The sequence below is a fragment of the Pseudomonas sp. ITEM 17296 genome, assembly GCF_028895205.1.
Classification (GTDB): Bacteria; Pseudomonadota; Gammaproteobacteria; order Pseudomonadales; family Pseudomonadaceae; genus Aquipseudomonas; species Aquipseudomonas kermanshahensis.
The window spans coordinates 39,226-63,177 of record NZ_WJRS01000025.1; the positions used below are offsets into that span (position 1 = coordinate 39,226).

A 23,952-nucleotide genomic window follows, 5' to 3' on the forward strand; every position below is an offset into this window, starting at 1 on the left:
CTACGCGGCTTGAGGCGATCAGGAGAGTGCCGTTTCTCGCTTGAGCAGTTGCTGCTTGCGCTCGACGCCCCAGCGGTAGCCACTGATATCGCCATCGCGGCGGACCACCCGGTGGCACGGGATGGCCACGGCAATGCGGTTGGCGGCGCAGGCCATGGCCACCGCGCGCACCGCCTTGGGTGCGCCGATACGCTCGGCGATGTCGGTGTAACTGACCCGACAGCCGGCCGGCACCTCGCGCAGGGCCTGCCAGACCCGCTCCTGAAAAGCCGTGCCTTGTACATCCAAAGGCAGCGCCAGGCCCAGTGCCGGCGCTTCGACAAAGCCCACCACCTCGGCGACCACGCGTTCATATTCGTTGTCGCCGCCTATCAGCCGGGCATTGGGGAACTGGTCCTGCAACGCGTGCAGCAGTAGTTCGGGGTCATCACCCAGCAGGATCGCGCAAATGCCCTTCTCGCTCTGCGCCACCAATATCGCCCCCAGCGAACACTGGCCCAGCGCAAAGCGAATGGTCGCCCCCTGCCCGCCGGCACGGTAGGCCTTGGGGCGCATGCCCAGGCGTTGCTCGGCACTTTCGTAGAAGCGGCTGTTGGAGTTGTAGCCGGCGTCATAGATGGCATCGGTGACTGAGCGCTGGTCATTGTCCAGGTGCTCGCGCAGGCGCCTGGCACGAAACGCCGAAGCGTAAGCCTTGGGGGTCAAGCCCGTTTCGGCCTTGAACAGGCGGTGCAGGTGAAAGGGGCTGACGGCCAGTTGTGCGCTGAGTTGGTCGAGATTCGGCGAAATCTCGTCGCCCTCGAGCAGGCGGCAGGCGCGGGTGACCAGTTCGCTACGCCGGGTTGCAGTGGCACGGCTCGCGCTGGTGCAACGCTTGCAGGCCCGGTAACCCGCAGATTCGGCGGCGGCGGCATCGCTGTAGAACTCGACGTTATCGCGCTTGGCCATGCGCGCTCTGCAACCAGGGCGGCAGTAGATACCGGTGGTGCGCACGGCGTAGACGAAGTGACCGGCGGCGTTGCCGTCGCGAGCCTGCACGGCCTGCCAACGTTGTTCGGAGGTTGTGTAGGGTTTCATCGCGGGATACCTCTTATCTTTATCGCCTGTACCGGCCTCTTCGCGGGCAAGCCCGCTCCCACAAGGTCTCCACTGTCGTCGGGACCCGTGGTGTACCTGTGGGAGCGGGCTTGCCCGCGAAGAGGCCGGTGCAGGCACAGCAAATACCTCAGGCCCGCCACAGGTACCAGGCCGCCACGGTCCGGAACGGGCGCCAGCCACCGCCCAGCGAGCGCATCTGCGCCGGCGTCGGTGCTTTCTCCAGCCCCTTGAGCCGACGATACCCCTCACGCACCGCGAAGTCGTCGACCGGCAGAATGTCCGAACGCTCAAGGCAATAGATCAGCAACATCTCCACCGTCCAGCGCCCTACCCCGCGCAAGGCCACCAGGCGCTCGATCAACGCGTCATCGGGCATGGCCAGCGCCTCCTCGCGGCTGGGCACCACACCCGCTAGGCGGGCCTGGGCAATGCCCTGAACCGTGGCTGCCTTGCTCGCCGAAAAGCCGCACGCACGCATCGCCTCTGGCGTTACGGCCAGCAATTGCTGCGGTGCGGGAAAGCCGCCTTCAGGGAACAGCGCCAACAGCCGACCCAAAATCGACTCGGCAGCGCGTGCATGCAACTGCTGGTAGGCAATCGCCCGTACCAGCGCCTCATAAGGCTCGCGTCCCGGCGTCGCCTGGTGCAGGCACGGCCCGATCGCTGCAATATGCCGCGCCCAGTCCGGGTCCGAGTCGGCCAGGTAGCGGGCAGCTTCCCGGTAGGCTTCGGGCGAAAGGTCAGCCAGGATCATAGCGGCTCCAACACGTCGACTAGAGGCCTAGCTTAGCCCAACCGTTCATCGGCGAAACGCCGGATCTTGCGCGGCTAATTCCTGGCATACCATTGCTCTGCGGCGCGTTACCCGCATAGAATTGAGAACTATTCACAATCGCGCACGCTCACGGGATCAGGCCTTCGATACGATGCAGATCAACGACACGCTCAAGCCCACCGAGGTCGCTCTGCTCTATCAGTCCCACCACGCCTGGCTAAGTAGCTGGCTGCGCAGCCGGGTCGGGTGCCATGAGCATGCCGCCGACCTGGCCCAGGATACCTTCGTCCGGGTGTTGCGTGCCCGTCAGGCCTCACCGCTCAAGGAGCCCCGCGCCTACCTCAGCGCCATCGCCCGGGGGCTGATGATCGACCAGTTCCGCCGCCGCGCCCTGGAGCGGGCCTACCAGGAAAGCCTGGCCCACCTGCCGGAAGCCGAAGTGCCCAGCGAGGAACACCGGCTGGTCATCCTCGATACGCTGGAACGCCTCGACCGCGCCCTGCAGGCGCTGAAGCCGCGGGTGCGGCAGGCCTTTCTGCTGGCCCAGATCGACGGGCTGAGCATCGCGCAGATCGCCCAGCAGCTGGATGTGTCCCGCGCGACCATCGAGCGCGACTTGGCCAAGGCTTTGGGTGTCTGCTACCGGTTGCGCTATGTCGAACGCTGAGAACGCCCCCGCGCAAACCCAAGTCGACCAGGCCATCGACTGGCTGGTGAAACTGCGCTTCGACACCCCCAGCCCGCGTACCGAGCGGCAATTCCAGCAATGGCTGGCCAGCCACCCACAAAACCCTCAGGCCTGGCAGCGTGTCAGCAGCCTCAGCGACGAGCTGGCCGGGCTGCCCAAGGCACTGAGCCGACGCACCCTCGACGCCAGCCAGCGCCAGCACAGCAGGAGCCGAGACCACCTCAAGCTGCTGGCGCTGTTGGCCGTTGGCGGCAGCCTGGGCTGGGCCGCACGCGCGCCCTTGGGCCTGCCGCAGCTACTGGCCGACAGCAGCACCGCGGCGGGTGAGCGTCGGCAATTGCAAGGCAGTGATGGCAGCCGTATCCAGCTCAACACCGCCAGTGCCATCGACCTGCACTACAGCAGCGAACAACGACTGCTCGAACTGATACGGGGCGAGGTCAGCCTGGACGCCAACGCCAACGACAGCCGCCCCTTCCGCATCGATACCCGTGTCGGCACCTTGGGCACACTCGACGGCCAACTGCTGCTGCGCGAAAACGACAATGGCTTGCTGGTGGCCGTACGCCGTGGCGAAGTCACGCTGTTCCCCGCGTCGCCTTCAGCGCGGTTGGTACAGGCTGGCGAAACCTTGCAGGTGCAGGCTAACGGCAGCTTGCAGGCCGTGAGCCTGCGCAGCGACCCGTGGGGCTGGACCGACGGGGTGCTCAGCGTGCAGCAGATGCCGCTGGGCGAATTCGCGGCCGAACTGGCGCGCTACCGCCCGGGCCTGCTGCGCTGCGCCGACGAAGTGGCACACCTCAAAGTCTCCGGCACCTACCAGCTGGCCGATACTGGGCAGATTCTACAATTGCTCACGCGCAGCCTGCCGGTGCGGGTCGAATACCGCACACGCTATTGGGTGAGCATCGACGCCGCCTGAACCCCGCGTGGTCAGTCCGCCACCGCGCGCAGGCGCCCTGCCCGCCGGTACGACTGCCGGGCAAAACAGACGAACAACCCTGCCATGATCGCCAGCGCCATCGGCAACCCGTGCGGTGCCACATCCATCGCCGCGCCACTGACCAGCGGCCCGATCAGGCTGCCCACACCCCACAGCAAGCCGACGCTGGCATTGGCCGTGACCAGGTCCTGCCCTTTGAAGCGCTGCCCGATCAGCACCAGCGCCAAGGTGTAGATGCCCCCCGCCACTGCGCCCAGCACCACCAGCAGCGGCCACAGCAACCAGGTCATCTGCAGCAGCCACGGCAGGCCGATGCCGATCAGCATCGCCACCAGGCCACACACCAGGTGCAGCCCGGTGCGCTCGACCCGGTCGGCCAACCAGCCCAAAGGCAGCTGGAACAGCATGTCGCCAGCAAACACCACCGTCACCATCAGCGCCGCCACACCCACGGCAAAGCCGTGGCTGGTGGCGTACACCGGCAACAGCGACAGCACCACGGCGTCGAAGAAGGAGAAGAACAGCACCGCCACGCACAAGGCCGGCGCCACGCGGAAGAACCCGGCCAGGCCGAAGCTTTTTTCGCCTTCTTCATGCTCGACGTAGTCGTTGGGCACGGTCAGCACGATGCACAGCAGCGCCAGGCCATAGCAGGCGGTGACCACGCCGGTGATCCAGGGGCTGTCGGCGCCCAGCACGGCCAGCATTGCCGGGCCGAGTACCTGGAAGCCGGTAAAGCTGGTGGCGTACAGGGCCATGATTTTGCCGCGGTTGTGCTCGGGGCACAGCTCGTTGACCCAGGACTCGCCGAGAATGATGGCGATACCCATGCCGATGCCCAGGCCCAAGCGCAGCAACGCCAGCAACCAGATCGAGTCGAAAGCCGACTCCAGCAAGGCGATGCTGACGGTGCACAGGCTGAAGCACAGTAAGTAGATGGTGCGCCGGGTCAGGCGCCGGCAGCAGGCGTCGACCATGAACGCCGAAAGCATCATCCCGGCTGCCGGGATGGCCGAAATAATGCCGATTTCCAGCGTGCCTGCGCCGGCCTCATGCAGGCGCAACGACACCAACGGCAAGCTGGCCCCCAGGCTGAAGCCCACCACCGACACGGCGAACAACAGGCCCGCCAGCAAACGCATGTTCATTTACCACTCCTTGCAAACCGAAAAGACGAGCAAACACGAGCGCGCACGCCGGGACGGCGGACGACGCAAAAGCGCGGATCAGTTCAGGGCAAGGTGTGGCGAGAAGGTGAAGGCAAACAGCACGCTGCGCCGACGCTTGAGCACCGTGTCGCTCGGCCACGCACGACGCAGGGCCTGGAGTGCAGGCTGGCGAGCAGGTGGGAGGGACGGGTTACGGCGCATTGCTTTGACTACGCAGGTTGGAGAAAAGAGGCGGCACTCTAGGCTAACGGTGGTCGGGCCGTCAATCGTCAGGGGGCCCGCCGCACGACCTATTCCGGCCGGCCCTGTGCTCGGCAAGGGGGCTCCTTGCAGGAGCGACTGTCCTGCGCAATTTCTAAAAATTGACGTGGGAGCGGGCTTGCCCCGCGAACACCGGCGAAGCCGGTGCCATGCACCGCGTAGCCCCATTCGCGGGACAAGCCCGCTCCCACCGGGTCCTCACAAGGTCTGAGCCTGCGTAGTTACCTGTGGGAGCAACTGCCTTCTTGTGGAAGCTGGCCTTGCCGGCGATTGGGCTGCGCAGCAGCCCCTTACAGGCTCAACGCTTGCCGGTAGACGGCAGGAACACCGCCAACAACCCGAACAACGGCAGGAACGAGCACACGCCATACACGTACTCGATACCGCGCAGGTCCGCGACATAACCCAGCAGCGCCGCGCCTATGCCGCCGAAGCCGAACATCAGCCCGAAGAAGATCCCGGCAATCATGCCCACGCTGCCCGGCACCAGCTCCTGCGCATACACCACGATGGCCGAAAACGCCGAGGCCAGGATGAAGCCGATCACCACGCTCAGCACGGTGGTCCAGAACAGGTCGGCATAAGGCAGCGCCAGGGTGAACGGTGTCACGCCCAGAATCGAGAACCAGATCACCGCCTTGCGCCCGATACGGTCACCGATCGGCCCGCCGAAGAAGGTACCGGCCGCCACCGCGCCCAGGAACAGGAACAGGTGCAGCTGCGAGCTGGCCACCGAGACGTCGAACTTTTCGATCAGGTAGAAGGTGAAGTAGCTGGTGAAGCTGGCCATGTAGAAGTACTTCGAGAACACCAACAGGCCCAGCACGATCAGCGCCGCGATCACCCGCTTGCGCGAGATGCCATGGGTGGCCTGCACCGCCTTGCGGGCCTTGGCCTGGTTGAGGTGCTCCTTGTACCAGCTGCGCAGCATCAGGGTCACGGCGAAGAAGAACAGCCCCGCCAGGCCAAACCAGGCCACGTGCGTTTGCCCGAACGGGATGACGATCGCCGCCGCCAGCAGTGGCCCCAGCGCCGAGCCGGTGTTGCCGCCTACCTGGAAGGTCGATTGGGCCAGACCAAAACGCCCGCCCGAGGCCAGCCGCGCGATGCGCGAGGTTTCTGGGTGGAAGGTGGATGAACCAATGCCCACCAGCGCCGAGGCCAGCAGAATCATCGGGAAGCTGCCGACAAAGGCCAGCATCACGATCCCCACCAGCGTGCACAGGGTGCCCATCGGCAGCAGGTTGGGTGCGGGCCGGCGGTCGGTAAAGAAGCCGACCCAAGGCTGCAGCAGCGAGGCGGTTATCTGGAATGTCAGGGTGATCATGCCGATCTGGGCGAAGCTCAGGTCGTAGTTGGCCTTGAGCATCGGGTAGATCGCCGGCAGCACCGACTGGATCAGGTCATTGATCAAGTGCGCCAGGGCGCAGAAGCCGATGATGCGCATCACCAACGGGTTGGCAGGGTTCGCCGCTGCGCTGGTGGACGCTGTGGAGGTGCTACTGATGGCCATGTGCCTGAATCTCCGTCCGCAGGTTTGGGATCCGATTATCGGGAAACAAATAGATACATAGCTACCTTTTTTATCCCTCCGTCGAAACGTACTTGTAAATGGTTCTCAATATAATTAGCATCCTCGACTCATTCCCCTGTCATCGTTGGGCGAAACGGCCCCTATCGTGAGCAGACCGATCCCATGAGCCCGATGCCCGCCAAGCAACTCCAGCCCGACCCTCAGCAGGAAGCCCTGGAGTGGTTTTCCCGTTTGCGTCAGCCCGGCTGTGACGAAGGCGAACGCCAGGTGTTTGCCGCCTGGTGCCAGGCGCCGCAGAACGCCCAAGCCTACGCTGAACTGGAAACCTTTTGGCAACAGCTGCAACCGCCACCGGCACGGCCCCGACCGCGGCAGATAAACACGCGCCGCAGCCACCTGGGCAAATGGCTGGCGCTGCTGTTTTTGCTGGTGCTGGGCGCTTTGGCCTACTTGTACTGGCCACTGATGCAACGCCTGGGCAGCGAACTGCACACCGACGTGGGCGAACGCCGCAGCTTGCGCCTGCCCGACGGCTCGACCCTGCACCTGGACAGCGCCAGCGCGATGAACGTCGACCTGCGTGGCCGTACCCGCCAGTTGCACCTGGTACAAGGCCAGGTCTACCTGGAGGTCCTGCTCGACGGCCGGGCCATGGAGGTAGAAGTGGGCGAGGCGCGCATCCAGGTATTTGGCACCCGCCTGCAAATCGCGCGCTATGCGCACCACGACGAGCTGGTTGTGCTCAGTGGTAAGGCCATGGTTGTGCAAGCCGGGGAGCAGCGCCTGGTCTCGGCGGGTGAACGGGTGAGCTTCGACGGCACACGGATCGACACTGTGCAAAAGGCCGATCCGAAGACCACCGACAGCTGGCGTAACGGCCGCCTGCGCGCCACCGATATGCCGCTTGGGCAGGTGCTGGAACGCCTGGCCGGCTACCAGGGCGAACGCCTGTGGATACTCGACGATCACACCGCCCATCGGCGCGTGAGCGGCGATTTCAACCTCGACCGCCCTGCCGAAAGCCTCGCCGCACTGGCCAGCGCCCAGCAATTGCAGCTGCACAGCATGCTCGGGCACTGGCTGATCGTTCGCTGAAGGCGGGCCTGGCGGCTAAGTTTTTGAAAGCGTGCAAATTTTTTTTGAAATGAGTGTTGACAGAGGGGCATCACAAGGGAATAATGCGCGCCATTGGCTACATAGCTCAGTTGGTTAGAGCATAGCATTCATAATGCTGGGGTCCGGGGTTCAAGTCCCTGTGTAGCCACCAAACACGATAAAGGGCTTACCGAAAGGTAGGCCCTTTTTCTTTGCCTGCGAAAAAGTTGCGGCGTCTCCGGCAACTGGCGGGCAACCCTCTTCCCGCTACCGATCCGCAGCTCGGCCAACGCCTAACCCAGTGCGATGCGCTAAACCCACACAGCTGTAAGCAACGCTAGCACTGCCACCAAGGCCAGCATTTTCATTGCCAGAGCCGTACGCGCGGCAGGCGCATGCTCGTGCAAATAGGTCTGGGTTTCCTGCATGCGCTTAAAGGCTTCAATGTGCTCTTCGTCTTGGGCCAACCAGACACGAAAAGCCTTGCGCTCGCGGCCACTCGGCTGGCCGTTAAGGCGCACCAGCCATTCGACGGCTTCGTGAAGGATTTCGGGGCTCATAGCGGTGCCCCATTGAGGCATTGGCGCAACCACACCCGCTGCCACTGGTGACAGCACCTGCACCAGTCATCCAGGCAGTCTGCGGCGGGAACTGGAGGTATTTTCATCGCGAGGCTTCGCAAATGGGAATGATTCTATTCTAAATTGCCACTACCCGACATGCAATCACCGGCTTGACGCAGGTTTTCACTTGCCCGTCCGAAGGATCCTGCCTGATGCGATCACATCGCTACAACTGATAGAAATACCAGGTGCCCACCCTGCCCTGTCAGCGCACACTCGCCATTACAACTGCCAGACCAAGGCCGATCAGCGCCAGGCCAATCACTCGGTCCATCATGACTTGCCGCTCGATCATCGCCTTGCGCAATGCCGTGCTGGAGAAGAACACCGCCACCAGGCTGAACCACACCCAATGGGCAAACGACATGAACGCGCCGTAAGCGAAGTCCAGCGCCAGCGGGCTGCCCGGCTGCACCACCTGGGTGTAGGCGCTGATGACGAAGAGCATGGTCTTGGGGTTCAGGGCATTGGTCAGAAACCCCGTGCGCAGTGCCGCCCACAGGCTGGCGCCGGTGTTTTGGCCGATGCCGTCGAGGCGGATGCGCATGGTGTTGGTCAGCGATTTGTAGCCTAGGTAGATCAGGTACCCAGCACCGACGACCTTCATGAACAGGAACAGGGATGGGCTCTGGCTGATGATCACGGCGATGCCCAGCACCGTATACAGCACATGCACCTGCACACCCAAGGCGATCCCCACGGCAGCCGCCAGTCCGGCTTTACGGCCCTGTGCATAACTGCTGCGGGTGACCATCGCGAAGTCGGCCCCCGGGCTGATGACGGCAAGGATGGTAAACAGGGCGACGGCGATGAGTTCGGTCATTGGCGGGTCTCGATTGGCGATGAAAATGCACAGACGCGCCGATTATCCTGGGCTTATGGGCCGCTAAAAATCGATTTATAGTGGCGGATATTCGATAGTTTTTCTCACAGAGGTGCAGTGCTTGTACTGGCCTCTTCGCGGGCAAGCCCGCTCCTACAGGTGCTGTGCACACTTCATGAGTGCGCGATCCTTGTGGGAGGGCTTGCCCGCGAAGAGGCCGGAACAGGCACCACAAAACCATGAAACTGCCCCCTCTCAACGCCTTCCGCTACTTCGACATTGCCGCCGAAACCGAAAGCTTCGTGCGCGCCGCCGAGCGCTTGCATGTCACCCACGGCGCGGTCAGCCGGCAGGTACGGCTGCTTGAGGAAAGCCTCGGTATCGAACTGTTCGAACGCCGCAACCGGGCCATCTTCCTCACCGCCGCCGGCCGTGCGCTGCATGGCACCACCCAGGCCATGTTCGAACAGCTCGACGGCGCCGTGCAGCGCCTGCAACAGCAGGAGCGCGACAACGTGCTGGTGCTCTCCTGCGAGCCCACCATCGCCATGCGCTGGCTGATCCCGCGCCTGCCGCGCTTCCACAGCGCCAACCCCGACCTGCAATTGCATCTGGTAGCCGCCGGTGGGCCGCTGGACTTCGCGCGAAGCGGCGTCGACCTGGCGCTGCGCCGCGATGACTTCCACTGGGACCGCCAACTGCATCACCGCAAGATCTGCGACGAATGGATCGGCCCAGTCTGCCGTACCGGCGACGCCACCGGCCTGGACGGCCAGCGCTTGCTGCACAGCCGCACCCGGCCCAGCGCATGGCCCACCTGGCTGCGCTTGAGCGAACGACGGGCCGGGCACACCGAGCGCAGCGACTATGAGCATTTCTATTTGTCGATCCAGGCCGCCAGCGCGGGCCTGGGCCTGGCCATGGGGTCAGCCCTGATGGTGCGCGACGAGCTCGACAGCGGCCAATTGCAGGCCCCTTTCGGCTTCTTGCGCGACGGCTCTGCCTACCACCTGCTCAGCCCGCAGCCACTGGACGAGGGTGGCAAGCGCCAGCGCTTCGCCGAATGGGTGATCGACGAATGCCAGGCCTGCCTGGCTCACTTGGGTTTGATACAGAACGACGACCCGGCGCTGCCATCGCCACCCCAGGTGCGGTAGCCGGCCGTGTCGACATGAATACGACCTGACGGGTAGCGGCCCAGGCCCATGTTCCAGGCTTGGCCATGCTGTTGCCAGAAACGGCACAACGGGTTGGGGTCGGCCCAGGCCGGCAACAGCATATCGACGGCGAAGGTGCGGGTGTGGGCGCTGTTGGCGGCGCCACCAGCGCAGACGTTCAGGCGCGGGTCACGGTAGGCAGAAACCACCTCGAACTGGCGCAGGATGCCTTGATCGCCGAGGGTTTTGAGCAGCGACAGTGTCGAGCGCACCGCAGGCCATTGGCTGGCCGGCGGCACCGCAAACGGCGACGCCCGGCACAGCTTCCAGTCCGAGGCCGAGCGAAGCAGTTGGTGAATAGGCACCACCCCGTACAAGCGGGCGTCTACCAGCATCTCGCGGAACGGGCGAGTTTGATGATCGCCAGCCCATTGGGCGAACATCCACACGTCGCGGTCATCGGCCCGCGCCGCATTGACCGCCCACATCCCCGCCACCAGCAGTAGCCACTTCGTCCCTGTCATCCCTGTTCCCCTGCTGTGCGATATCACGCACTCTGTTTCAATTCATGTAAGCAGAAACGCAGGGCAACACACTTTCTTGGCATTTACGCCACGCGGTTTTTGCATTCTCGGCCATCATGAGCCCACTACTCAGCCCCGTACGCGATTATTCAGTTCGTCGGCTGTTGGGGTGAAAAAACCGGCCTAGCGCCTAATGCTGTTCACTTAAGTTATCCATCGCCTGTATTGGGGCCGCTTTGCGGCCCATCGCGGCACAAGGCCGCTCCCACAATGTACGCGCATGCCCTGTAAATAGGGGCATAACGCGGTCGGTGTGGGAGCGGCCTTGTGCCGCGATGGGCCGCAGAGCGGCCCCGGCATTCTTAAGTGAACAGCATTAGGCCTAGCGCCGGTTTTTTCGTTTTCAGGGTAATGAAAACCTTGCGTACTGCCTGCTTTCCATCAATTTCCAGATCCGTCCCAACAAAGAAGAAACCGGCAATCAAGCCTGATTACGGGTAGCTACGTGCGGCCTTCTACTCCAACGCCCGCAACCGATACTGCGGCGGCAGTTGGGCGAACCCGCTGATGGTGGTGTCCAGGCTCTTCCAACGCCCGTCCTTGATGCCGTAGATGCAGCCATGCACCGACAGCTCCTGCCCACGGTGCCAGGCGTTCTGCACGATGCTGGTGTGGGCCACGTTGGCGACCTGCTGGATCACGTTCAGCTCGCACAGGCGATCGACCTGCGCCTCTTCTGTTTCAAGCTTGGCCAGCTCACCGCGCTTTTCGTAGTACAAGTCGCGAATCGAACGCAGCCAGCCGTCGATCAAGCCTAGCTGGCGGTCCTGCATGGCGGCGCGCACGCCGCCGCAGCCGTAGTGGCCGGTGACCAGGATGTGTTTGACCTTGAGCACTTCGACGGCGTACTGGATCACCGACAGGCAGTTAAGGTCGGTGTGCAGCACGACGTTGGCGACATTGCGGTGGACGAACAGGTCGCCGGGCAGCATGCCGACGATCTCGTTGGCCGGCACCCGCGCATCGGAGCAGCCGATCCAGAGGAATTCCGGGGTTTGCTGACGGGCCAGTTTGGCGAAGAAATCGGGGTCACGCTGGGTGATGGCATCGGCCCAGCGCGCATTGTTGTCGATCAGTTCCTGCAGGTCGTGCATGGTCTTGCCTCATCAGGTTGTACCTGTGTGACTGGACCTGCGCCTGAGGGGTCACTCCTCGAACAGGGTGCAGGCCATCACCAGGGCATCTTCACGGCCACCTGCGACCGGGTAGTAGTCGCGGCGGCGGCCGATTTCGTTGAACCCGTAGCGCTCGTACAACCGATACGCCGACTGGTTGCTGGCGCGCACCTCGAGGAAGCACTCCCGGCCATTGAGCTGGTAAGCCCGCGCCATCAGGTGCTCGAGCAGACGCAGGCCCAGGCCACACCCCTGGTTCTCGGGTTTGACGGTGATGTTGAGCAGGTGCGCCTCGTCGATGATCACGTTGATCACGCCGTGGCCGACCTGCTGCTGGCCATCGAACATCAGCCACACTTCGTAGGACTTGAGCGCATCCTGAAAGATTCCGCGGGTCCAGGGATGACTGAACGCGGCATATTCGATCTTAAGCACGGCATCCAGATCCGCCTCGGTCATCGGGCGGAAACTGATCGATTCACTCATTCAACGCTCTTCCAGCGCGCCATCAGCTGGCGCATGGCTTTCCAGACGTCCGCCTTGCGCTGCGGCTCGTCCATCAACAGTTCAAGGCCCGGCAAGGCCCAGGCGTCGCCCAGGCCCTCGAGCTTCAGTACTTGGTAGTAGGTGTGCGCATCGGCATTGCCGGCGAAGCGCAGCGCGGGCAGGCCGATCAGCCACAAGCAGTTGCACGGGGCTTCTTCCAGGCGCGCCTGGATGAACCCCTGGACAAAATCGCGTGCAGCGTCCGGGCCCTGGTCCATGTTGCCGCGCACCAGCAACGGCCAGCGGACCGGCTCGCCGATGATCTGCGGGGCGTCGGGCAGGCCGGCGGCGCGCAGCATGTCCTTGAGCAGCAGGTAGGACGGGTCGCGGCTCTGGAAGGGCTGACCGGTGGCCAGTTCCACCAACAGCAGGCAACTGCCGGCGCGCAGCAACTGCAGCGAGAAACGTGGCGGCGGCACCGGAGCCGGGCGCGGTGCGGGCGCTTCTGGCTCAGCTTCGGCTGGCTTGGCGGCGGGCTTTGCGGTGCTGCCAGGGCGCGGAATTTCGATTTTCGGGCGTTCGCCAGAGCGTGCCTGAGGGGCGGCTGGCGCCGGCTGGTTGGCCGCTGGTGCAGGCCTGACCTCGAAGTCGATGTCTTCGACCGGCGCCACCGGCAATAACAGTTCGGGGCGCGACGGTGCGGCGAACGGCAGTTCGGCGCGCGGCAGCCAGTGCACCACTTGCATGGCGGAGAGGTAGGCGCGACGACGGGGTTCGGTCAGCACTGGGCGGGTATCCGGAGGGTTGAAACAATCGGGCATTCTAACGCGTACGCCTTGGGTTTTGCAGTGTTGTTGAGATCGAGCGCCGCCCGCGCGGCGCATCGCGAGCAACGCTCGCTCCTACGTTTGTTTTTGGCCAATAACGCCTGTGACAGGTGCGCGCGAACGCCTTGTTTGTTCGACGCGATATCGCGCCATGCGCCAAGGCGGTCGCGCGCATTGACCCCAGGAGTAATTGGCCCGAAACAAACGTAGGAGCGAGCGTTGCTCGCGATGCGCCGCGCGGGCGGCGCTCGATCTCACAGGCGCCAAAGCGCTCCCGCCATACCCCTAAAAAACCAAGGGACATCTCTCATTACAGACCAAGGGGTGAAATCCTCCCCCCTGGATGCAGTACAATCGCCCCCTTTTTCTTGGCAACGAGTCGAAGCCAATGATCGAACCCAAGCGCGTCCTGCGCGCCCTAGCCGAACACTGGGCCCTGATCGAGCCACTGTGCGAACGTTTCGACCAGGGCACCCTGAGCCTGGTCGAACTGCGCCAGCATGTGGCCCGCCAGCAGGTCGAAAGCACCCCGCAGGACATCACCCAGCTACTCGACGTGTGGATCCGCCTGGATATCCTGGTCCCGGTGGCCAAGAGCCCGAACCGCTTCGAGCTCAACGCCCAGATCCACGACTTCCTCGCCTACCTGCGCCGTGAACACCGCTTGGGCCTGTGCCTGGAGATCGAAGCCTACCTGCGCCACCTGGAGCGCCTCGCCGGGCATATCCAGGACGCCTTCGACAACCGCGACAGCGACGACCTGGCGCGCCAGCTGCGCCTGCTCGACATGCGCGTGCGCGATGTGCTCAAAAAGCTCGACAACGACGAGCAGGCACTGGTGGCCGTGGCCGAACGGGCCAAGACCAGCAACCGGCAGATCCCGCTGCGCCAGCGCTACGCCGAAGTCCTCGCAACCTGGGACGAATACGTCGAGCCGATGATCCAGCTGGTCAACGCCGACGGCGCCTTCGAACAAGGCGTGCGCAAGGTCGAGACCGTGCTGCTGCGCCTGCTGGGCGAACAGGCGCGCCTCGGCCACCTGGTCGACGACGACATGCTGCTGCGCACCCACGCGCGCATTCTGGAAATGCAAACCAGCGCCCAGCTGACCCTGCGCCACGCCCGTGAATTGCTGCTGCCCCTGCGCGAAGAAGCGCGCCGGCACAACGCCGTGACCCGTGGCGCTGCGTTGGCCCTGTCGGTGATCCGCCGCAAGGGCATCGATGCCGTGCCGCAGGCGGCCATGCCGATGTTCACTCGGCCGCAGAGCACCTTCCTCGGCAGTGCCAGCCAGGTCGAGGCCTATGTTTACGCTTTGGCCCGTTTCGAGCCCAAGCCTGCGCGCTTCCCCAAGGCGCACAAGACCGACAAAGACCCGATGCCGCGCGCGCCACGTACGGTCAAGGAAATGCTCGAACGCTGCGAGCAGGCCCTGCCGCTGCCCGACCTGATGGTCTGGCTGCTGGACCAGGAGCCCGAAGGCGCCACCGACGAACTGCTGTACTGGTTCTCGCGCCTGTCCCGAGAAAAGCGCTTCAAGCGCGAGCGCCTCGAGCGCCGTGACTACACCACCCACGAACACCTGGTCAGCCTGCGCTCGTTCGCCCTGACGTCCAGCCGTGAAGACGTCGCCCGAACGACTGCCGAATCCAACGCGAGCCCAGCCAATGCATCTTGATCTTTCCGAACTGTCCCAGCTCGCGCCGATCTTCCGCGAGCTGTTCAAAGGTTTCCACGTCAGCCGCCGTGACCCGGAACTGTACGCTCAGCTGTCGAACTTCCAGGACCAGTACCGCACCCTGTTCAAGGCCTTGGGCTTCGAGCTGGTGTGCGACACCCGTGGCTTCTATTACTTCGTGCCCGAGCTTGCCGCCGCGCAGGTCAACAAGACCGCCCAGCGCCTGTCGTTGTTCACCTTCATCCTGGTCGAGCACCTGGCCGACCAAGGCCGCGACCCGATGGCCGTGCTCGACGGCGGCAGCATCGGCCGCGACGAGCTGCCCTCGCTGCTGGACAAGTACCGCGACCTGTTCCTGCAGGCCGAGGTGCAAACCGTTGAAGAGCTCGAAGAGAAAATCCTCCGACGCATGACCCAGCTCGGCTTCGCCCATGAGGAAGGCGGCATCTACCGCTTCCTGCCGCCGATGCACCGCTTCCTCGATGTGTGCCTGTCGGTCCAGCAGGACCGCGACCTGGCTGCCACCCTGCACAGCGACCTGCCCTTGCCGACACCGGTACTGGTCGAGGAAGAAAGCCCGGAACAACTCAACCGCACCGACGACCCACTCGACCTGTCGCCATTCGAAGGCGACGAGAGCGAAGAGGACGCCCTGGCCCGGGCCATCCGCGAAGAGCAACAGGAGATTGACGCATGAGCCAGGAACGCTACGGCATCCGCCGCTTTGCATTGCTCAACACCGCCGGCTACAGCCTCGGCCTGTTCCCGCTGGAACACCCGCTGTCGGTGTACGGCGCCAACAACCTGGGTAAATCGGCGTCGATCAACGCCCTGCAGTTCCCGATTTTGGCGCGCATGTCTGACATGAGCTTCGGCAAGTACAGCCTGGAGCAGTCGCGTCGTTTCTACTTCGCCAGCGATACGTCGTACATTCTCTGCGAACTGAACCTGCCCCACGGCCCGCACGTGATCGGTGTGGTCGGCCGCGGCCCGGGTGGCGGTTTCGGCCACCAGTTCTTCGCCTACAAAGGCGAGCTGGACCTGGCCCACTACCAGAAGAACGACACCTGCCTGCGCCAGAAGGAGCTGTTCACCAACCTGGAGCGCCTGGGCCTGAAGGCCTACGAGCTCAAGCCCGACGAACTGCGCCGGCTGCTGGTCGGCGGCCACACCTCGGTGCCGCTGGACCTGACCATGATCCCGCTGCGCTCGACCAGCGAGCAAAGCCTGAAAACCTTCCGCGCGCTGTTCATCAACCTGCTGCACATGCGCGAAATCACTGCCGCCAAGCTCAAGCAGCTGTTCCTCGATGCCTTCGAGCACAGCCTGCGCTCGGGCAGCGTCGACTACATCGCAGCCTGTGAAGAAGCCTTCCGCGACGTGCGCCGCATGGAGCAGGACTACAACGCCCTGGTCGCCGCCGGCCCACTGGTCGAAGCCCTGGCCGGTGGCGTGGCCCAACGCGACATCCTGCGCGGCAAGCTGCACCGCCTTTCGCCACTGCTCGACAACCTGCTGGGCACTTGGCAGGAATACGCCATGGCGCGCAAGGAAGAGCTGGTCATCCAGTCCGAGCACTACCGCGGCGAACAGGACCGGTTGCAGAACGACCAACGTGGCGGTACCCAGGAGCTGATGCGCCTGGAACGTGAAATCACCGGCATCCAGCGCTGGCTTGGCGAGCTGTCAGTGCTCAAGCACCGCTTCGCCCTGGTCGATGACGTCAAGGTGCTGGAGCAGCAGTTGCTGGCCGCCAAAGACGCCCACGACGAACTGGCCGGCGCGCTGGCCCAATCGCGGCAGTTCTCGGCCGAAGACCTGGACGAGCGCGTACGCGACCTGGAAAAACGCCTCAAGCAGGTCCGCCAGCAGCTCGACCACGCCGACAACAACAGCTACGCCCGCCTGCGCGAAGAATTCTCGCAGCAGGATGTCGACCGCCTCATGCGCCTGTTCAACGGTGCCCTGTTCAGCCTGCCGCTGGGCGAGCGCGGTATCGAATTGGACGACAGCGACCTGTGGGTAAAATCGCTGGAAGCCGTGCTCGACGGGTTCAAGGGCGAGCGTTTCGAAGCGCCCGGCCTGTCTATCGACCTGTCGCACATCGACCCACCGGCCTTGCAGGCCCTGGCCGACCGCGCCGCCCTTCGCGACCAGAAAGAGCGCCTGGAAAAAGAACTCAAGCAGCTCAAGACCCAGCAGGCCGTGGCCGCCGACCGCTCCGCCTCCAAGGCGCAGACCGAAACCCTGTACCAAGCGGTACTGGACGCGCAAAAAGCCTTGGAAGACTTCCGCCGCAGCGAAACCCTGGCCGCCGAAGAGCCCGAGAAACTGGAGCAGCTGTCGCAACTGGAAGCCGCCCAAGACGAGCTCAAGCGCTCCAGCGACGCCTTCACCGAACGCGTCCAGCAACTGTCGGCCAAGCTGCAACTGGTCGGCCGGCAGATCGGCGACCTCGAGTCCAAGCAACGCACCCTGGAAGACGCCCTGCGTCGCCGCCAGCTGTTGCCGGCCGACCTGCCCTACGGCACGCCGTTCATGGAGGCGATCGACGACTCGATGGACAACCTGCTGCCGATGCTCAATGACTACCAGGACAGCTGGCAGGGCCTGCAGCGGGTGGATAACCAGATCGAAGCGCTGTACGCCCAGGTGCGCCTCAAGGGCGTGGCCAAGTTCGACAGCGAAGACGACATGGAGCGCCGCCTGCAACTGCTGGTCAACGCCTATGCGCACCGCACCGACGAGGCCCTGACCCTGGCCAAGGCACGCCGCGCGGCCGTCACCGACATCGCCCGGACCCTGCGCAACATCCGCAGCGACTACGACAGCCTCGAGCACCAGCTGGCCCTGTTCAACCGCGAGATCAACAAGCGCCAGGTGTCCAACCTGGAGAGCTTCCGCGTGGTGCTGGCGCCGAACAAAGAGGCGCTCAAGCACATCGACCAGATCATCCACAGCGCCGGCCAGTACGAGGAAGGCGAGACCCTGTCGGTGTTCGACCTGACCCAAAGCTCGGACCAGGACCACAAGAACGAAGAAGCCAAAGAGTACCTGGCACGGCTGGTGGCGGCCAACCACAACCAGCTGGGCCTCAAGGACCTGTTCGAGCTGGCGTTCGAGATCACCAAGGTCAATGGCCAGCCGGTGATCCACGCCGACATCGACGGCGCCGCGTCCAACGGCACCACCATGACCATCAAGGCGCTGACCAACATGTACTTGTTGCTGCACCTGATGGACCGCGACCTGGCCGGGCGCATTCGCTTGCCGTACTACCTCGACGAGGCGGCAGACATCGACGAACGCAACCAGGCGGCACTGCTGGAGACCAGCTTGCAGCTGGGCTTCGTGCCGATTCTGGCGAGTGTGAAGCCGCAGGTGTCGGCCAAGGTGGCGATCGACCTGGAAGGTGGCAGCGGGCCGAATGGCATCTACATCGACGAGGCGGACTGGAAGTTCATCAGCCGGCTGGATGAGGTGAAGGCGGATGTGCGCGAGGATCAGGCTGAGGCGTTGGCCTGATTGTTGTGAACGGAGGCCAAAGGCCTCCCGGCTTTTACTGGGCGCTATCAGTGAGCCCAGGGCAAAATCGGAATCGCCGTCACTGCATTCTGCGGGCTGCCTTCGATCATGCGGTCGCTGTACACCAGGTACACCAGGGTATTGCGCTTCTTGTCGAGAAAACGCACCACCTGCATGGTTTTGAACACCAACGAGGTGCGTTCCTTGAACACTTCCTCGCCATCTTTCAACTCACCCTTGAAGTTGATCGGCCCCACCTGACGGCAGGCAATCGACGCTTCTGCCCGATCCTCGGCCAGGCCCAAGCCACCCTTCACGCCGCCGGTCTTGGCCCGCGACAGGTAACAGGTCACGCCCTCGACCTTGGGGTCATCGAATGCCTCGACCACGATGCGGTCGTTCGGCCCGACGAACTTGAACACGGTCGACACCTGGCCGACCTCCTCGGCACCGGCCAGCATCGGCAACGCCAACGCTGCCACGGCGATCATCCTTTTCAACATGCCCACGCCCTCAAACCAGAACCAGGTTGTCACGGTGCACCAGCTCAGGCTCCGCGCTGTAGCCCAAGATGCTTTCGATGGCATCGGACGGCTGGCCAATGATTTTTTGCGCCTCAAGGGCGCTGTAGTTGGCCAAACCGCGGGCCACTTCCAAGCCATCAGGGCCGACGCACACCACCATCTCGCCACGACGGAAACTGCCCTGCACGGTCTTCACGCCCACCGGCAACAGGCTCTTGTTGGCCTGGCGCAGCGCCTGCACGGCACCGGCGTCCAGCACCAGCGTGCCACGGGTTTGCAGGTGCCCGGCCAGCCACTGTTTGCGCGCTGCAAGCATGCCGCGCTCAGGCGATAGCAAAGTCCCGAGGCGCTCGCCCGTCTTGAGGCGGTCGAGCACGCGCTCGATACGGCCACCGATGATGATAGTGTGGGCGCCGGAACGTGCCGCCAGGCGCGCCGCGCGCAGCTTGGTCTGCATGCCGCCACGGCCCAGGGCGCCGCCGGTGCCACCGGCCACGGCGTCGAGCGACGGGTCGTCGGCGCGAGCTTCGTAGATCAGCTGGGCTTCGGGGTTGTTGCGCGGGTCGGCGTCGAACATGCCGTCACGGTCGGTGAGAATCACCAGCAGGTCGGCTTCCACCAGGTTGGCCACCAGCGCGGCCAAGGTGTCGTTGTCGCCGAAGCGGATCTCGTCGGTGACCACGGTGTCGTTCTCGTTGATCACCGGCACCACGCCCAAGTCGACCAGCGTGCGCAAGGTGCTGCGGGCGTTGAGGTAACGCTTGCGGTCAGACAGGTCGTCATGGGTCAGCAGAATTTGCGCGGTGTGCTTGCCGTGCTCGCCGAAGCTCGACTCCCAGGCCTGCACCAGGCGCATCTGGCCGATCGACGCGGCCGCCTGCAGCTCGTTCATCGCGCTCGGTCGCGAGGTCCAGCCCAACTGGCTCATGCCAGCTGCCACGGCCCCCGAAGAGACCAGCACCAACTCCACGCCTGCTTCACGCAGCGCGACCATCTGCTCGACCCAAACGGCCATTGCGCCGCGATCGAGGCCCTTGCCATCGGCGGTCAGCAGAGCACTGCCAATCTTCACGACCCAGCGCTTGGCGCCCGTCACCTTGCTTCGCATCTTCTTCCAACCTATGTCGAATCTGTAGAGACCGTAGATACAAAAACGCCGCTCCAGAGAGCGGCGTTTAGTGTACTGCAACCGGTCAGTCGCGCACGTAAATGATTTCTGGGCCGTCTTCGTCGTCCTCGAAATCATCATCCCAACCGTCATCGTCGCCGATGTCGTGGACGCTCTTGACGCCAGTGCGACGCAGGGTGCGGGCGTCGTCCAGGGCCTGCAACTGAGCACGGGCTTCGTCTTCGATGCGCTGATCGAGGTCGGCCAGCTCTTCGGCGTAGGCCGGGTCGTTGGCCAGGCGATCGGCGCGGTCTTCGAGGTAGCGCATCAGGTCGTGGCTGAGCTTGTCGGTGCCCTGCTTGGAGATGGCCGAGATCACGTAGACCGGGCCTTCCCACTGCAGACGCTCGACCACTTCCTTGACCCGCTCGTCGCGCTCGTCTTCCATGACCATGTCGGCCTTGTTCAGCACCAGCCAGCGCTCACGCTCGGCCAGCGACGGGCTGAAGCGGGTCAGCTCGTTGACGATCACTTCGGCGGCATCGGCCGGGCTGCTTTCGTCCAGCGGCGCCATGTCGACCAGGTGCAGCAGCACACGGGTACGTGCCAAGTGCTTAAGGAAGCGGATACCCAGGCCGGCACCGTCGGAAGCGCCTTCGATCAGGCCAGGGATGTCGGCGATGACGAAGCTCTTCCAGCGGTCGACGCTGACCACACCCAGGTTCGGCACCAGGGTAGTGAACGGGTAGTCGGCGACTTTCGGCTTGGCGGCCGACACCGAACGGATGAAGGTGCTCTTGCCAGCGTTCGGCAGGCCGAGCAGGCCGACGTCGGCCAGTACCTTCATTTCCATTTTCAGGTCGCGCTGATCACCCGGCTTGCCTGGGGTGGTCTGGCGCGGCGCACGGTTGGTGCTGGACTTGAAACGGGTGTTGCCCAGGCCATGCCAGCCGCCTTGGGCGACCATCAGTTTCTGGCCAGGGGTGATCAGGTCACCGATCACTTCCTGGGTGGTGGCGTCGATCACCGTGGTGCCGACCGGCACGCGCAGGAACAGGTCTTCACCCTTCTTGCCGGTGCAGTCAGTGCTGCCACCGTTGGCGCCACGCTGGGCCTCGTGGTGACGGGTGTAGCGGTAGTCGACCAGGGTGTTGAGGTTTTCGTCGGCGACCATGTAGACCGAACCGCCGTCACCGCCATCACCCCCGTTAGGGCCACCGTTTTCGATGAATTTTTCGCGACGGAAGCTCATGCAACCGTTACCGCCGTCACCGGCTTTGACTCGAATCGATACTTCGTCAACAAACTTCATTAAAACCGCCTCTCGTCGGCAGACGAGCTGAATACTTAAAAAACCTGAGGCTCTTGCAAAAATGAGCGCGGCGGCCCCGTACGACCGTAGAAACCCACGCCGGCAGCCCATACAAACAGCTTTGCAAGAGGCTCACCACAAACGAAAAAGCCCCGTCGCATGACGGGGCTTCTGGAGCGACGTCGCGATTAAGCGGCGACGATGCTCACGTAACGGCGGTTGAACTCGCCTTTCTTCTCGAACTTGATCACGCCTTCGATCTTGGCGAACAGGGTGTGATCCTTGCCCATGCCAACGCCGTAACCGGCGTGGAACTGGGTGCCGCGCTGACGGACGATGATGTTGCCGGCCTTGACGACCTGGCTGCCATACATCTTCACGCCAAGGCGTTTCGATTCTGAGTCGCGACCGTTACGGGTACTACCACCAGCCTTCTTGTGAGCCATGGTTCAATTCTCCAAATAAATTCAGGGGATCTAGGGGATTAAGCCTGGATGCCGGTGATTTTGATCTCGGTGAACCACTGGCGGTGGCCCATACGCTTCATGTGGTGCTTACGGCGACGGAACTTGATGATGCGGACTTTATCGTGACGGCCTTGCGAAACGACTTCTGCAACAACTTTAGCGCCAGCGACGACTGGTGCGCCGATGGTGACTTCTTCACCGTTGGCAACCAGCAGAACGCGATCGAAAGTCACGGATTCGCCAGTGGCGACTTCCAGTTTTTCGATCTTGAGGAATTCACCTTCAGCGACTTTGTACTGCTTGCCGCCGGTAACGATTACTGCGTAAGACATGGTATTTCTCCGATAATCCTGCTCACCCAGCGCTTTATATATTGAGTATTGGCTGGCATGGCTGCATGGGGCTGGAACGGCCCGGTGCAATTGCGTAAGGCAGGTGCTGCCCAGGAAGTTAGGGTGCGCGATTGTACGCAACCCCGGTTTTGCTTGCAAGTACCGCCCCGGTGGCGCTGGCACCGCGCCTTGACACACCGGGACCCGCGACCTAGCATGCCGCGCAACGTCAATGGAGCAGCCGATGCAACCCCAAACCTTCTACCGCGCGGTGGCTGATGATTTCAGCGCCGTCGACGAGATCATCAAGAAGCAGCTGACCTCGCGCGTGCCGCTGGTATCGAAGATCGGCGACTATATCACGTCGGCCGGTGGCAAGCGCCTGCGTCCCCTGCTGGTCCTGCTCTGCGGCAAGGCCCTGGGCCGCGAAGGCGACGACCTGCGCCTGCTGGCAGCGACCATCGAATTCCTGCACACCGCCACCCTGCTGCACGACGACGTCGTCGACATGTCGGGCATGCGCCGTGGCCGTTCCACCGCCAACGCGCTGTGGGGCAACGCGCCAAGCGTGCTGGTAGGTGACTTCCTTTATTCGCGCTCGTTCGAAATGATGGTCGAACTGGGTTCGATGCCGGTCATGCAGATCCTCTCCAAGGCCACCCGCGTCATCGCCGAGGGTGAAGTGCTGCAGCTGTCGCGTGTTCGCGATGCCAGCACCACGGAAGAGGTGTACATGGAGGTCATCCGCGGCAAGACCGCCATGCTGTTCGAAGCCTCGACCCACAGCGCCGCCGCGCTGGCCGGCGCCAGCGAAGCACAGCGCGAGGCCCTGCGCACCTTCGGTGACCACCTGGGCGTGGCCTTCCAGCTGGTCGACGACCTGCTGGACTACAAGGGCGATTCGCAGACCCTCGGCAAAAACGTCGGTGACGACCTGGCCGAAGGCAAGCCGACCCTGCCGCTGATCTACACCATGCGCGAAGGCACGCCTGAACAGGCTGCACTGGTGCGCAAGGCCATTCAGAAGGGCGGCCTGGAAGACCTCGAGCAGATTCGCGTAGCGGTCGAAGCCTCGGGCGCGCTGGACTATACCGCACAGATGGCACGCGACTACGTGGCCAAGGCCATCGAGTGCCTGGAAGTGCTGCCGGCCAGCGAGTATCGCGATGCATTGATCGAGCTGAGCGAGTTTGCGGTAGCGCGTACGCACTAAGACAGCGTCGCCCTCTTCGCGGGACAAGCCCGCTCCCACAGGTACACCACTGCCCTTGAGCTGGGTGGAGAACCTGTGGGAGCGGGCTTGTCCCGCGAATGCTTTTGTACGGACAAAAACACTTCCCGCTTAAAACCTTATACAATATGGGCCTTTAACCGCCTGTCTGTTTAAGGAACCGAAGTGAGCACTCTGCCGCCCTGCCCCAAATGCAATTCCGAATACACCTATGAGGATGGCAGCCAGCTGATCTGCCCCGAATGCGCCCACGAGTGGTCGGCCAACGGCGAAGCCGAAGCCGCCAGCGATGACGTGGTGAAAAAGGATTCGGTCGGCAACGTCCTGCAGGACGGCGATACCGTCACCGTGATCAAGGACCTCAAGGTCAAGGGCTCGTCCCTGGTGGTCAAAGTAGGCACCAAGGTCAAGAACATCCGCCTGTGCGACGGCGACCACGACATCGACTGCAAGATCGACGGCATCGGCGCCATGAAGCTGAAGTCCGAGTTCGTACGCAAGGTCTGACAACGCTGTGCGACGGGGCTGCCTTTCAGGCGGCCCTGACAGATCCTGCAACAGGGTCACTGCACCGTCCGGCAAAAATACGCCAATAGC

Annotated in this window: 25 protein-coding genes and 1 tRNA gene; 10 read left to right on the forward strand and 16 right to left on the reverse strand. The window is 63.6% G+C overall.

Annotation, left to right across the window (positions count from 1 at the left end):
- Positions 1–18: 18 nt before the first annotated feature.
- Both ada and GIB19_RS22510 read right to left on the reverse strand, forming a co-directional pair.
- The gene (gene ada, locus GIB19_RS22505; protein ID WP_274888055.1) at positions 19–1,077 is read right to left on the reverse strand and encodes a bifunctional DNA-binding transcriptional regulator/O6-methylguanine-DNA methyltransferase Ada; all 1,059 of its coding nucleotides are present in this window, start codon (positions 1,075–1,077) and stop codon (positions 19–21) included.
- Positions 1,078–1,225: 148 nt separating this feature from the next.
- Positions 1,226–1,852: a DNA-3-methyladenine glycosylase family protein gene (locus GIB19_RS22510; RefSeq protein ID WP_265969013.1), complete on the reverse strand. Its 627-nt coding sequence runs from the start codon at positions 1,850–1,852 to the stop codon at positions 1,226–1,228.
- Positions 1,853–2,024: 172 nt separating this feature from the next.
- On the opposite strand from GIB19_RS22510, the gene GIB19_RS22515 reads away from it, so the two are divergent.
- A complete protein-coding gene (locus GIB19_RS22515) occupies positions 2,025–2,540 on the forward strand; it encodes a sigma-70 family RNA polymerase sigma factor (protein WP_099428301.1) in 516 nt (171 codons plus the stop codon).
- Positions 2,527–3,483, forward strand: coding sequence for a FecR domain-containing protein (locus GIB19_RS22520; RefSeq protein WP_274888058.1), 957 nt, complete (start codon positions 2,527–2,529; stop codon positions 3,481–3,483). Before GIB19_RS22515 ends, GIB19_RS22520 begins: the two co-directional genes overlap by 14 nt.
- Before the next feature lie 11 nt (positions 3,484–3,494).
- Here the strand turns inward: GIB19_RS22520 and GIB19_RS22525 are convergent, their stop codons facing one another.
- From GIB19_RS22525 to GIB19_RS22535, 3 genes are all read right to left on the reverse strand, one after another.
- Positions 3,495–4,652 carry an MFS transporter gene (locus GIB19_RS22525; protein ID WP_027594504.1) on the reverse strand — a complete coding sequence of 386 codons (1,158 nt, stop codon included), beginning with the start codon at positions 4,650–4,652 and terminating at the stop codon, positions 3,495–3,497.
- Positions 4,653–4,730: 78 nt separating this feature from the next.
- Entirely contained in the window at positions 4,731–4,874 is a 144-nt protein-coding gene (locus tag GIB19_RS22530; protein ID WP_238217442.1) for a hypothetical protein, read from the reverse strand.
- 358 nt (positions 4,875–5,232) lie between these two features.
- Positions 5,233–6,447, reverse strand: coding sequence for an MFS transporter (locus GIB19_RS22535; protein ID WP_099428299.1), 1,215 nt, complete (start codon positions 6,445–6,447; stop codon positions 5,233–5,235).
- Positions 6,448–6,639: 192 nt separating this feature from the next.
- On the opposite strand from GIB19_RS22535, the gene GIB19_RS22540 reads away from it, so the two are divergent.
- Together GIB19_RS22540 and GIB19_RS22545 are read left to right on the forward strand one after the other, a co-directional pair.
- Complete coding sequence (locus GIB19_RS22540) at positions 6,640–7,563, forward strand: FecR family protein (RefSeq protein WP_274888092.1); 924 nt, start codon at positions 6,640–6,642, stop codon at positions 7,561–7,563.
- 95 nt (positions 7,564–7,658) lie between these two features.
- Positions 7,659–7,735, forward strand: a tRNA-Met gene (locus GIB19_RS22545).
- Positions 7,736–7,874: 139 nt separating this feature from the next.
- Here the strand turns inward: GIB19_RS22545 and GIB19_RS22550 are convergent.
- Positions 7,875–8,123, reverse strand: coding sequence for a FecR/PupR family sigma factor regulator (locus GIB19_RS22550; RefSeq protein WP_274888062.1), 249 nt, complete (start codon positions 8,121–8,123; stop codon positions 7,875–7,877).
- A gap of 268 nt (positions 8,124–8,391) precedes the next feature.
- Positions 8,392–9,009, reverse strand: a complete 618-nt coding sequence (locus GIB19_RS22555; protein ID WP_274888063.1) for a LysE family translocator — start codon at positions 9,007–9,009, stop codon at positions 8,392–8,394.
- A 239-nt stretch (positions 9,010–9,248) separates the two neighbouring features.
- Between GIB19_RS22555 and GIB19_RS22560 the strand changes: the two genes are divergently transcribed.
- On the forward strand, positions 9,249–10,166 hold the full coding sequence (locus GIB19_RS22560; protein WP_274888065.1) for a LysR substrate-binding domain-containing protein: 918 nt from the start codon (positions 9,249–9,251) through the stop codon (positions 10,164–10,166).
- Here the strand turns inward: GIB19_RS22560 and GIB19_RS22565 are convergent.
- The 4 genes from GIB19_RS22565 to GIB19_RS22580 all read right to left on the reverse strand — a co-directional run bounded on the left by GIB19_RS22565 (position 10,106) and on the right by GIB19_RS22580 (position 13,136).
- Positions 10,106–10,690 (reverse strand): D-Ala-D-Ala carboxypeptidase family metallohydrolase, encoded by a 585-nt coding sequence (locus GIB19_RS22565; protein ID WP_274888067.1) that lies wholly within the window; start codon positions 10,688–10,690, stop codon positions 10,106–10,108. The two genes, GIB19_RS22560 and GIB19_RS22565, sit on opposite strands and share 61 nt — an antisense overlap.
- A 515-nt stretch (positions 10,691–11,205) precedes the next feature.
- The gene (gene can, locus GIB19_RS22570) at positions 11,206–11,844 is read right to left on the reverse strand and encodes a carbonate dehydratase (RefSeq protein WP_033701363.1); all 639 of its coding nucleotides are present in this window, start codon (positions 11,842–11,844) and stop codon (positions 11,206–11,208) included.
- A gap of 51 nt (positions 11,845–11,895) precedes the next feature.
- On the reverse strand, positions 11,896–12,351 hold the full coding sequence (gene rimI, locus GIB19_RS22575) for a ribosomal protein S18-alanine N-acetyltransferase (protein ID WP_099452868.1): 456 nt from the start codon (positions 12,349–12,351) through the stop codon (positions 11,896–11,898).
- A complete protein-coding gene (locus tag GIB19_RS22580) occupies positions 12,348–13,136 on the reverse strand; it encodes an energy transducer TonB (protein WP_085274312.1) in 789 nt (262 codons plus the stop codon). Before GIB19_RS22580 ends, rimI begins: the two co-directional genes overlap by 4 nt.
- Positions 13,137–13,566: 430 nt before the next feature.
- On the opposite strand from GIB19_RS22580, the gene mksB reads away from it, so the two are divergent.
- From mksB to mksF, 3 genes are read left to right on the forward strand one after another with little or no spacing between them, the layout of a single operon-like run.
- The gene (gene mksB, locus GIB19_RS22585) at positions 13,567–14,856 is read left to right on the forward strand and encodes an Mks condensin complex protein MksB (protein WP_274888072.1); all 1,290 of its coding nucleotides are present in this window, start codon (positions 13,567–13,569) and stop codon (positions 14,854–14,856) included.
- Complete coding sequence (gene mksE / locus GIB19_RS22590) at positions 14,846–15,553, forward strand: Mks condensin complex protein MksE (protein ID WP_099428293.1); 708 nt, start codon at positions 14,846–14,848, stop codon at positions 15,551–15,553. The genes mksB and mksE overlap by 11 nt, the downstream gene beginning before the upstream one ends.
- Positions 15,550–18,381 (forward strand): Mks condensin complex protein MksF, encoded by a 2,832-nt coding sequence (mksF, locus tag GIB19_RS22595; protein WP_099428292.1) that lies wholly within the window; start codon positions 15,550–15,552, stop codon positions 18,379–18,381. The genes mksE and mksF overlap by 4 nt, the downstream gene beginning before the upstream one ends.
- Positions 18,382–18,428: 47 nt before the next feature.
- On the opposite strand, the gene GIB19_RS22600 is transcribed toward mksF, so the two are convergent.
- From GIB19_RS22600 to rplU, 5 genes are all read right to left on the reverse strand, one after another.
- A complete protein-coding gene (locus GIB19_RS22600; protein ID WP_172960338.1) occupies positions 18,429–18,884 on the reverse strand; it encodes a CreA family protein in 456 nt (151 codons plus the stop codon).
- A gap of 10 nt (positions 18,885–18,894) precedes the next feature.
- On the reverse strand, positions 18,895–20,013 hold the full coding sequence (gene proB / locus GIB19_RS22605) for a glutamate 5-kinase (protein ID WP_027594518.1): 1,119 nt from the start codon (positions 20,011–20,013) through the stop codon (positions 18,895–18,897).
- An 85-nt stretch (positions 20,014–20,098) separates the two neighbouring features.
- Complete coding sequence (gene cgtA / locus GIB19_RS22610) at positions 20,099–21,325, reverse strand: Obg family GTPase CgtA (protein ID WP_027594519.1); 1,227 nt, start codon at positions 21,323–21,325, stop codon at positions 20,099–20,101.
- 188 nt (positions 21,326–21,513) lie between these two features.
- Entirely contained in the window at positions 21,514–21,771 is a 258-nt protein-coding gene (gene rpmA / locus GIB19_RS22615) for a 50S ribosomal protein L27 (protein WP_008092023.1), read from the reverse strand.
- Between the two features lie 38 nt (positions 21,772–21,809).
- Positions 21,810–22,124 carry a 50S ribosomal protein L21 gene (rplU, locus tag GIB19_RS22620; protein WP_003247466.1) on the reverse strand — a complete coding sequence of 105 codons (315 nt, stop codon included), beginning with the start codon at positions 22,122–22,124 and terminating at the stop codon, positions 21,810–21,812.
- Between the two features lie 244 nt (positions 22,125–22,368).
- On the opposite strand from rplU, the gene GIB19_RS22625 reads away from it, so the two are divergent.
- Positions 22,369–23,337, forward strand: a complete 969-nt coding sequence (locus GIB19_RS22625; RefSeq protein WP_027594520.1) for a polyprenyl synthetase family protein — start codon at positions 22,369–22,371, stop codon at positions 23,335–23,337.
- A 183-nt stretch (positions 23,338–23,520) separates the two neighbouring features.
- Positions 23,521–23,862, forward strand: a complete 342-nt coding sequence (locus GIB19_RS22630; RefSeq protein WP_027594521.1) for a zinc ribbon domain-containing protein YjdM — start codon at positions 23,521–23,523, stop codon at positions 23,860–23,862.
- The last annotated feature ends 90 nt before the right edge of the window (positions 23,863–23,952 follow it).

Coding starts and splice junctions, on each gene's coding strand:
- ada (WP_274888055.1), bottom strand. CDS start 1,077: ATGAAACCCTACACAACCTCCGAACAACGTTGGCAGGCCGTGCAGGCT.
- GIB19_RS22510 (WP_265969013.1), bottom strand. CDS start 1,852: ATGATCCTGGCTGACCTTTCGCCCGAAGCCTACCGGGAAGCTGCCCGC.
- GIB19_RS22515 (WP_099428301.1), top strand. CDS start 2,025: ATGCAGATCAACGACACGCTCAAGCCCACCGAGGTCGCTCTGCTCTAT.
- GIB19_RS22520 (WP_274888058.1), top strand. CDS start 2,527: ATGTCGAACGCTGAGAACGCCCCCGCGCAAACCCAAGTCGACCAGGCC.
- GIB19_RS22525 (WP_027594504.1), bottom strand. CDS start 4,652: ATGAACATGCGTTTGCTGGCGGGCCTGTTGTTCGCCGTGTCGGTGGTG.
- GIB19_RS22530 (WP_238217442.1), bottom strand. CDS start 4,874: ATGCGCCGTAACCCGTCCCTCCCACCTGCTCGCCAGCCTGCACTCCAG.
- GIB19_RS22535 (WP_099428299.1), bottom strand. CDS start 6,447: ATGGCCATCAGTAGCACCTCCACAGCGTCCACCAGCGCAGCGGCGAAC.
- GIB19_RS22540 (WP_274888092.1), top strand. CDS start 6,640: ATGCCCGCCAAGCAACTCCAGCCCGACCCTCAGCAGGAAGCCCTGGAG.
- GIB19_RS22550 (WP_274888062.1), bottom strand. CDS start 8,123: ATGAGCCCCGAAATCCTTCACGAAGCCGTCGAATGGCTGGTGCGCCTT.
- GIB19_RS22555 (WP_274888063.1), bottom strand. CDS start 9,009: ATGACCGAACTCATCGCCGTCGCCCTGTTTACCATCCTTGCCGTCATC.
- GIB19_RS22560 (WP_274888065.1), top strand. CDS start 9,249: ATGAAACTGCCCCCTCTCAACGCCTTCCGCTACTTCGACATTGCCGCC.
- GIB19_RS22565 (WP_274888067.1), bottom strand. CDS start 10,690: ATGACAGGGACGAAGTGGCTACTGCTGGTGGCGGGGATGTGGGCGGTC.
- can (WP_033701363.1), bottom strand. CDS start 11,844: ATGCACGACCTGCAGGAACTGATCGACAACAATGCGCGCTGGGCCGAT.
- rimI (WP_099452868.1), bottom strand. CDS start 12,351: ATGAGTGAATCGATCAGTTTCCGCCCGATGACCGAGGCGGATCTGGAT.
- mksB (WP_274888072.1), top strand. CDS start 13,567: ATGATCGAACCCAAGCGCGTCCTGCGCGCCCTAGCCGAACACTGGGCC.
- mksE (WP_099428293.1), top strand. CDS start 14,846: ATGCATCTTGATCTTTCCGAACTGTCCCAGCTCGCGCCGATCTTCCGC.
- mksF (WP_099428292.1), top strand. CDS start 15,550: ATGAGCCAGGAACGCTACGGCATCCGCCGCTTTGCATTGCTCAACACC.
- GIB19_RS22600 (WP_172960338.1), bottom strand. CDS start 18,884: ATGTTGAAAAGGATGATCGCCGTGGCAGCGTTGGCGTTGCCGATGCTG.
- proB (WP_027594518.1), bottom strand. CDS start 20,013: ATGCGAAGCAAGGTGACGGGCGCCAAGCGCTGGGTCGTGAAGATTGGC.
- cgtA (WP_027594519.1), bottom strand. CDS start 21,325: ATGAAGTTTGTTGACGAAGTATCGATTCGAGTCAAAGCCGGTGACGGC.
- rpmA (WP_008092023.1), bottom strand. CDS start 21,771: ATGGCTCACAAGAAGGCTGGTGGTAGTACCCGTAACGGTCGCGACTCA.
- rplU (WP_003247466.1), bottom strand. CDS start 22,124: ATGTCTTACGCAGTAATCGTTACCGGCGGCAAGCAGTACAAAGTCGCT.
- GIB19_RS22625 (WP_027594520.1), top strand. CDS start 22,369: ATGCAACCCCAAACCTTCTACCGCGCGGTGGCTGATGATTTCAGCGCC.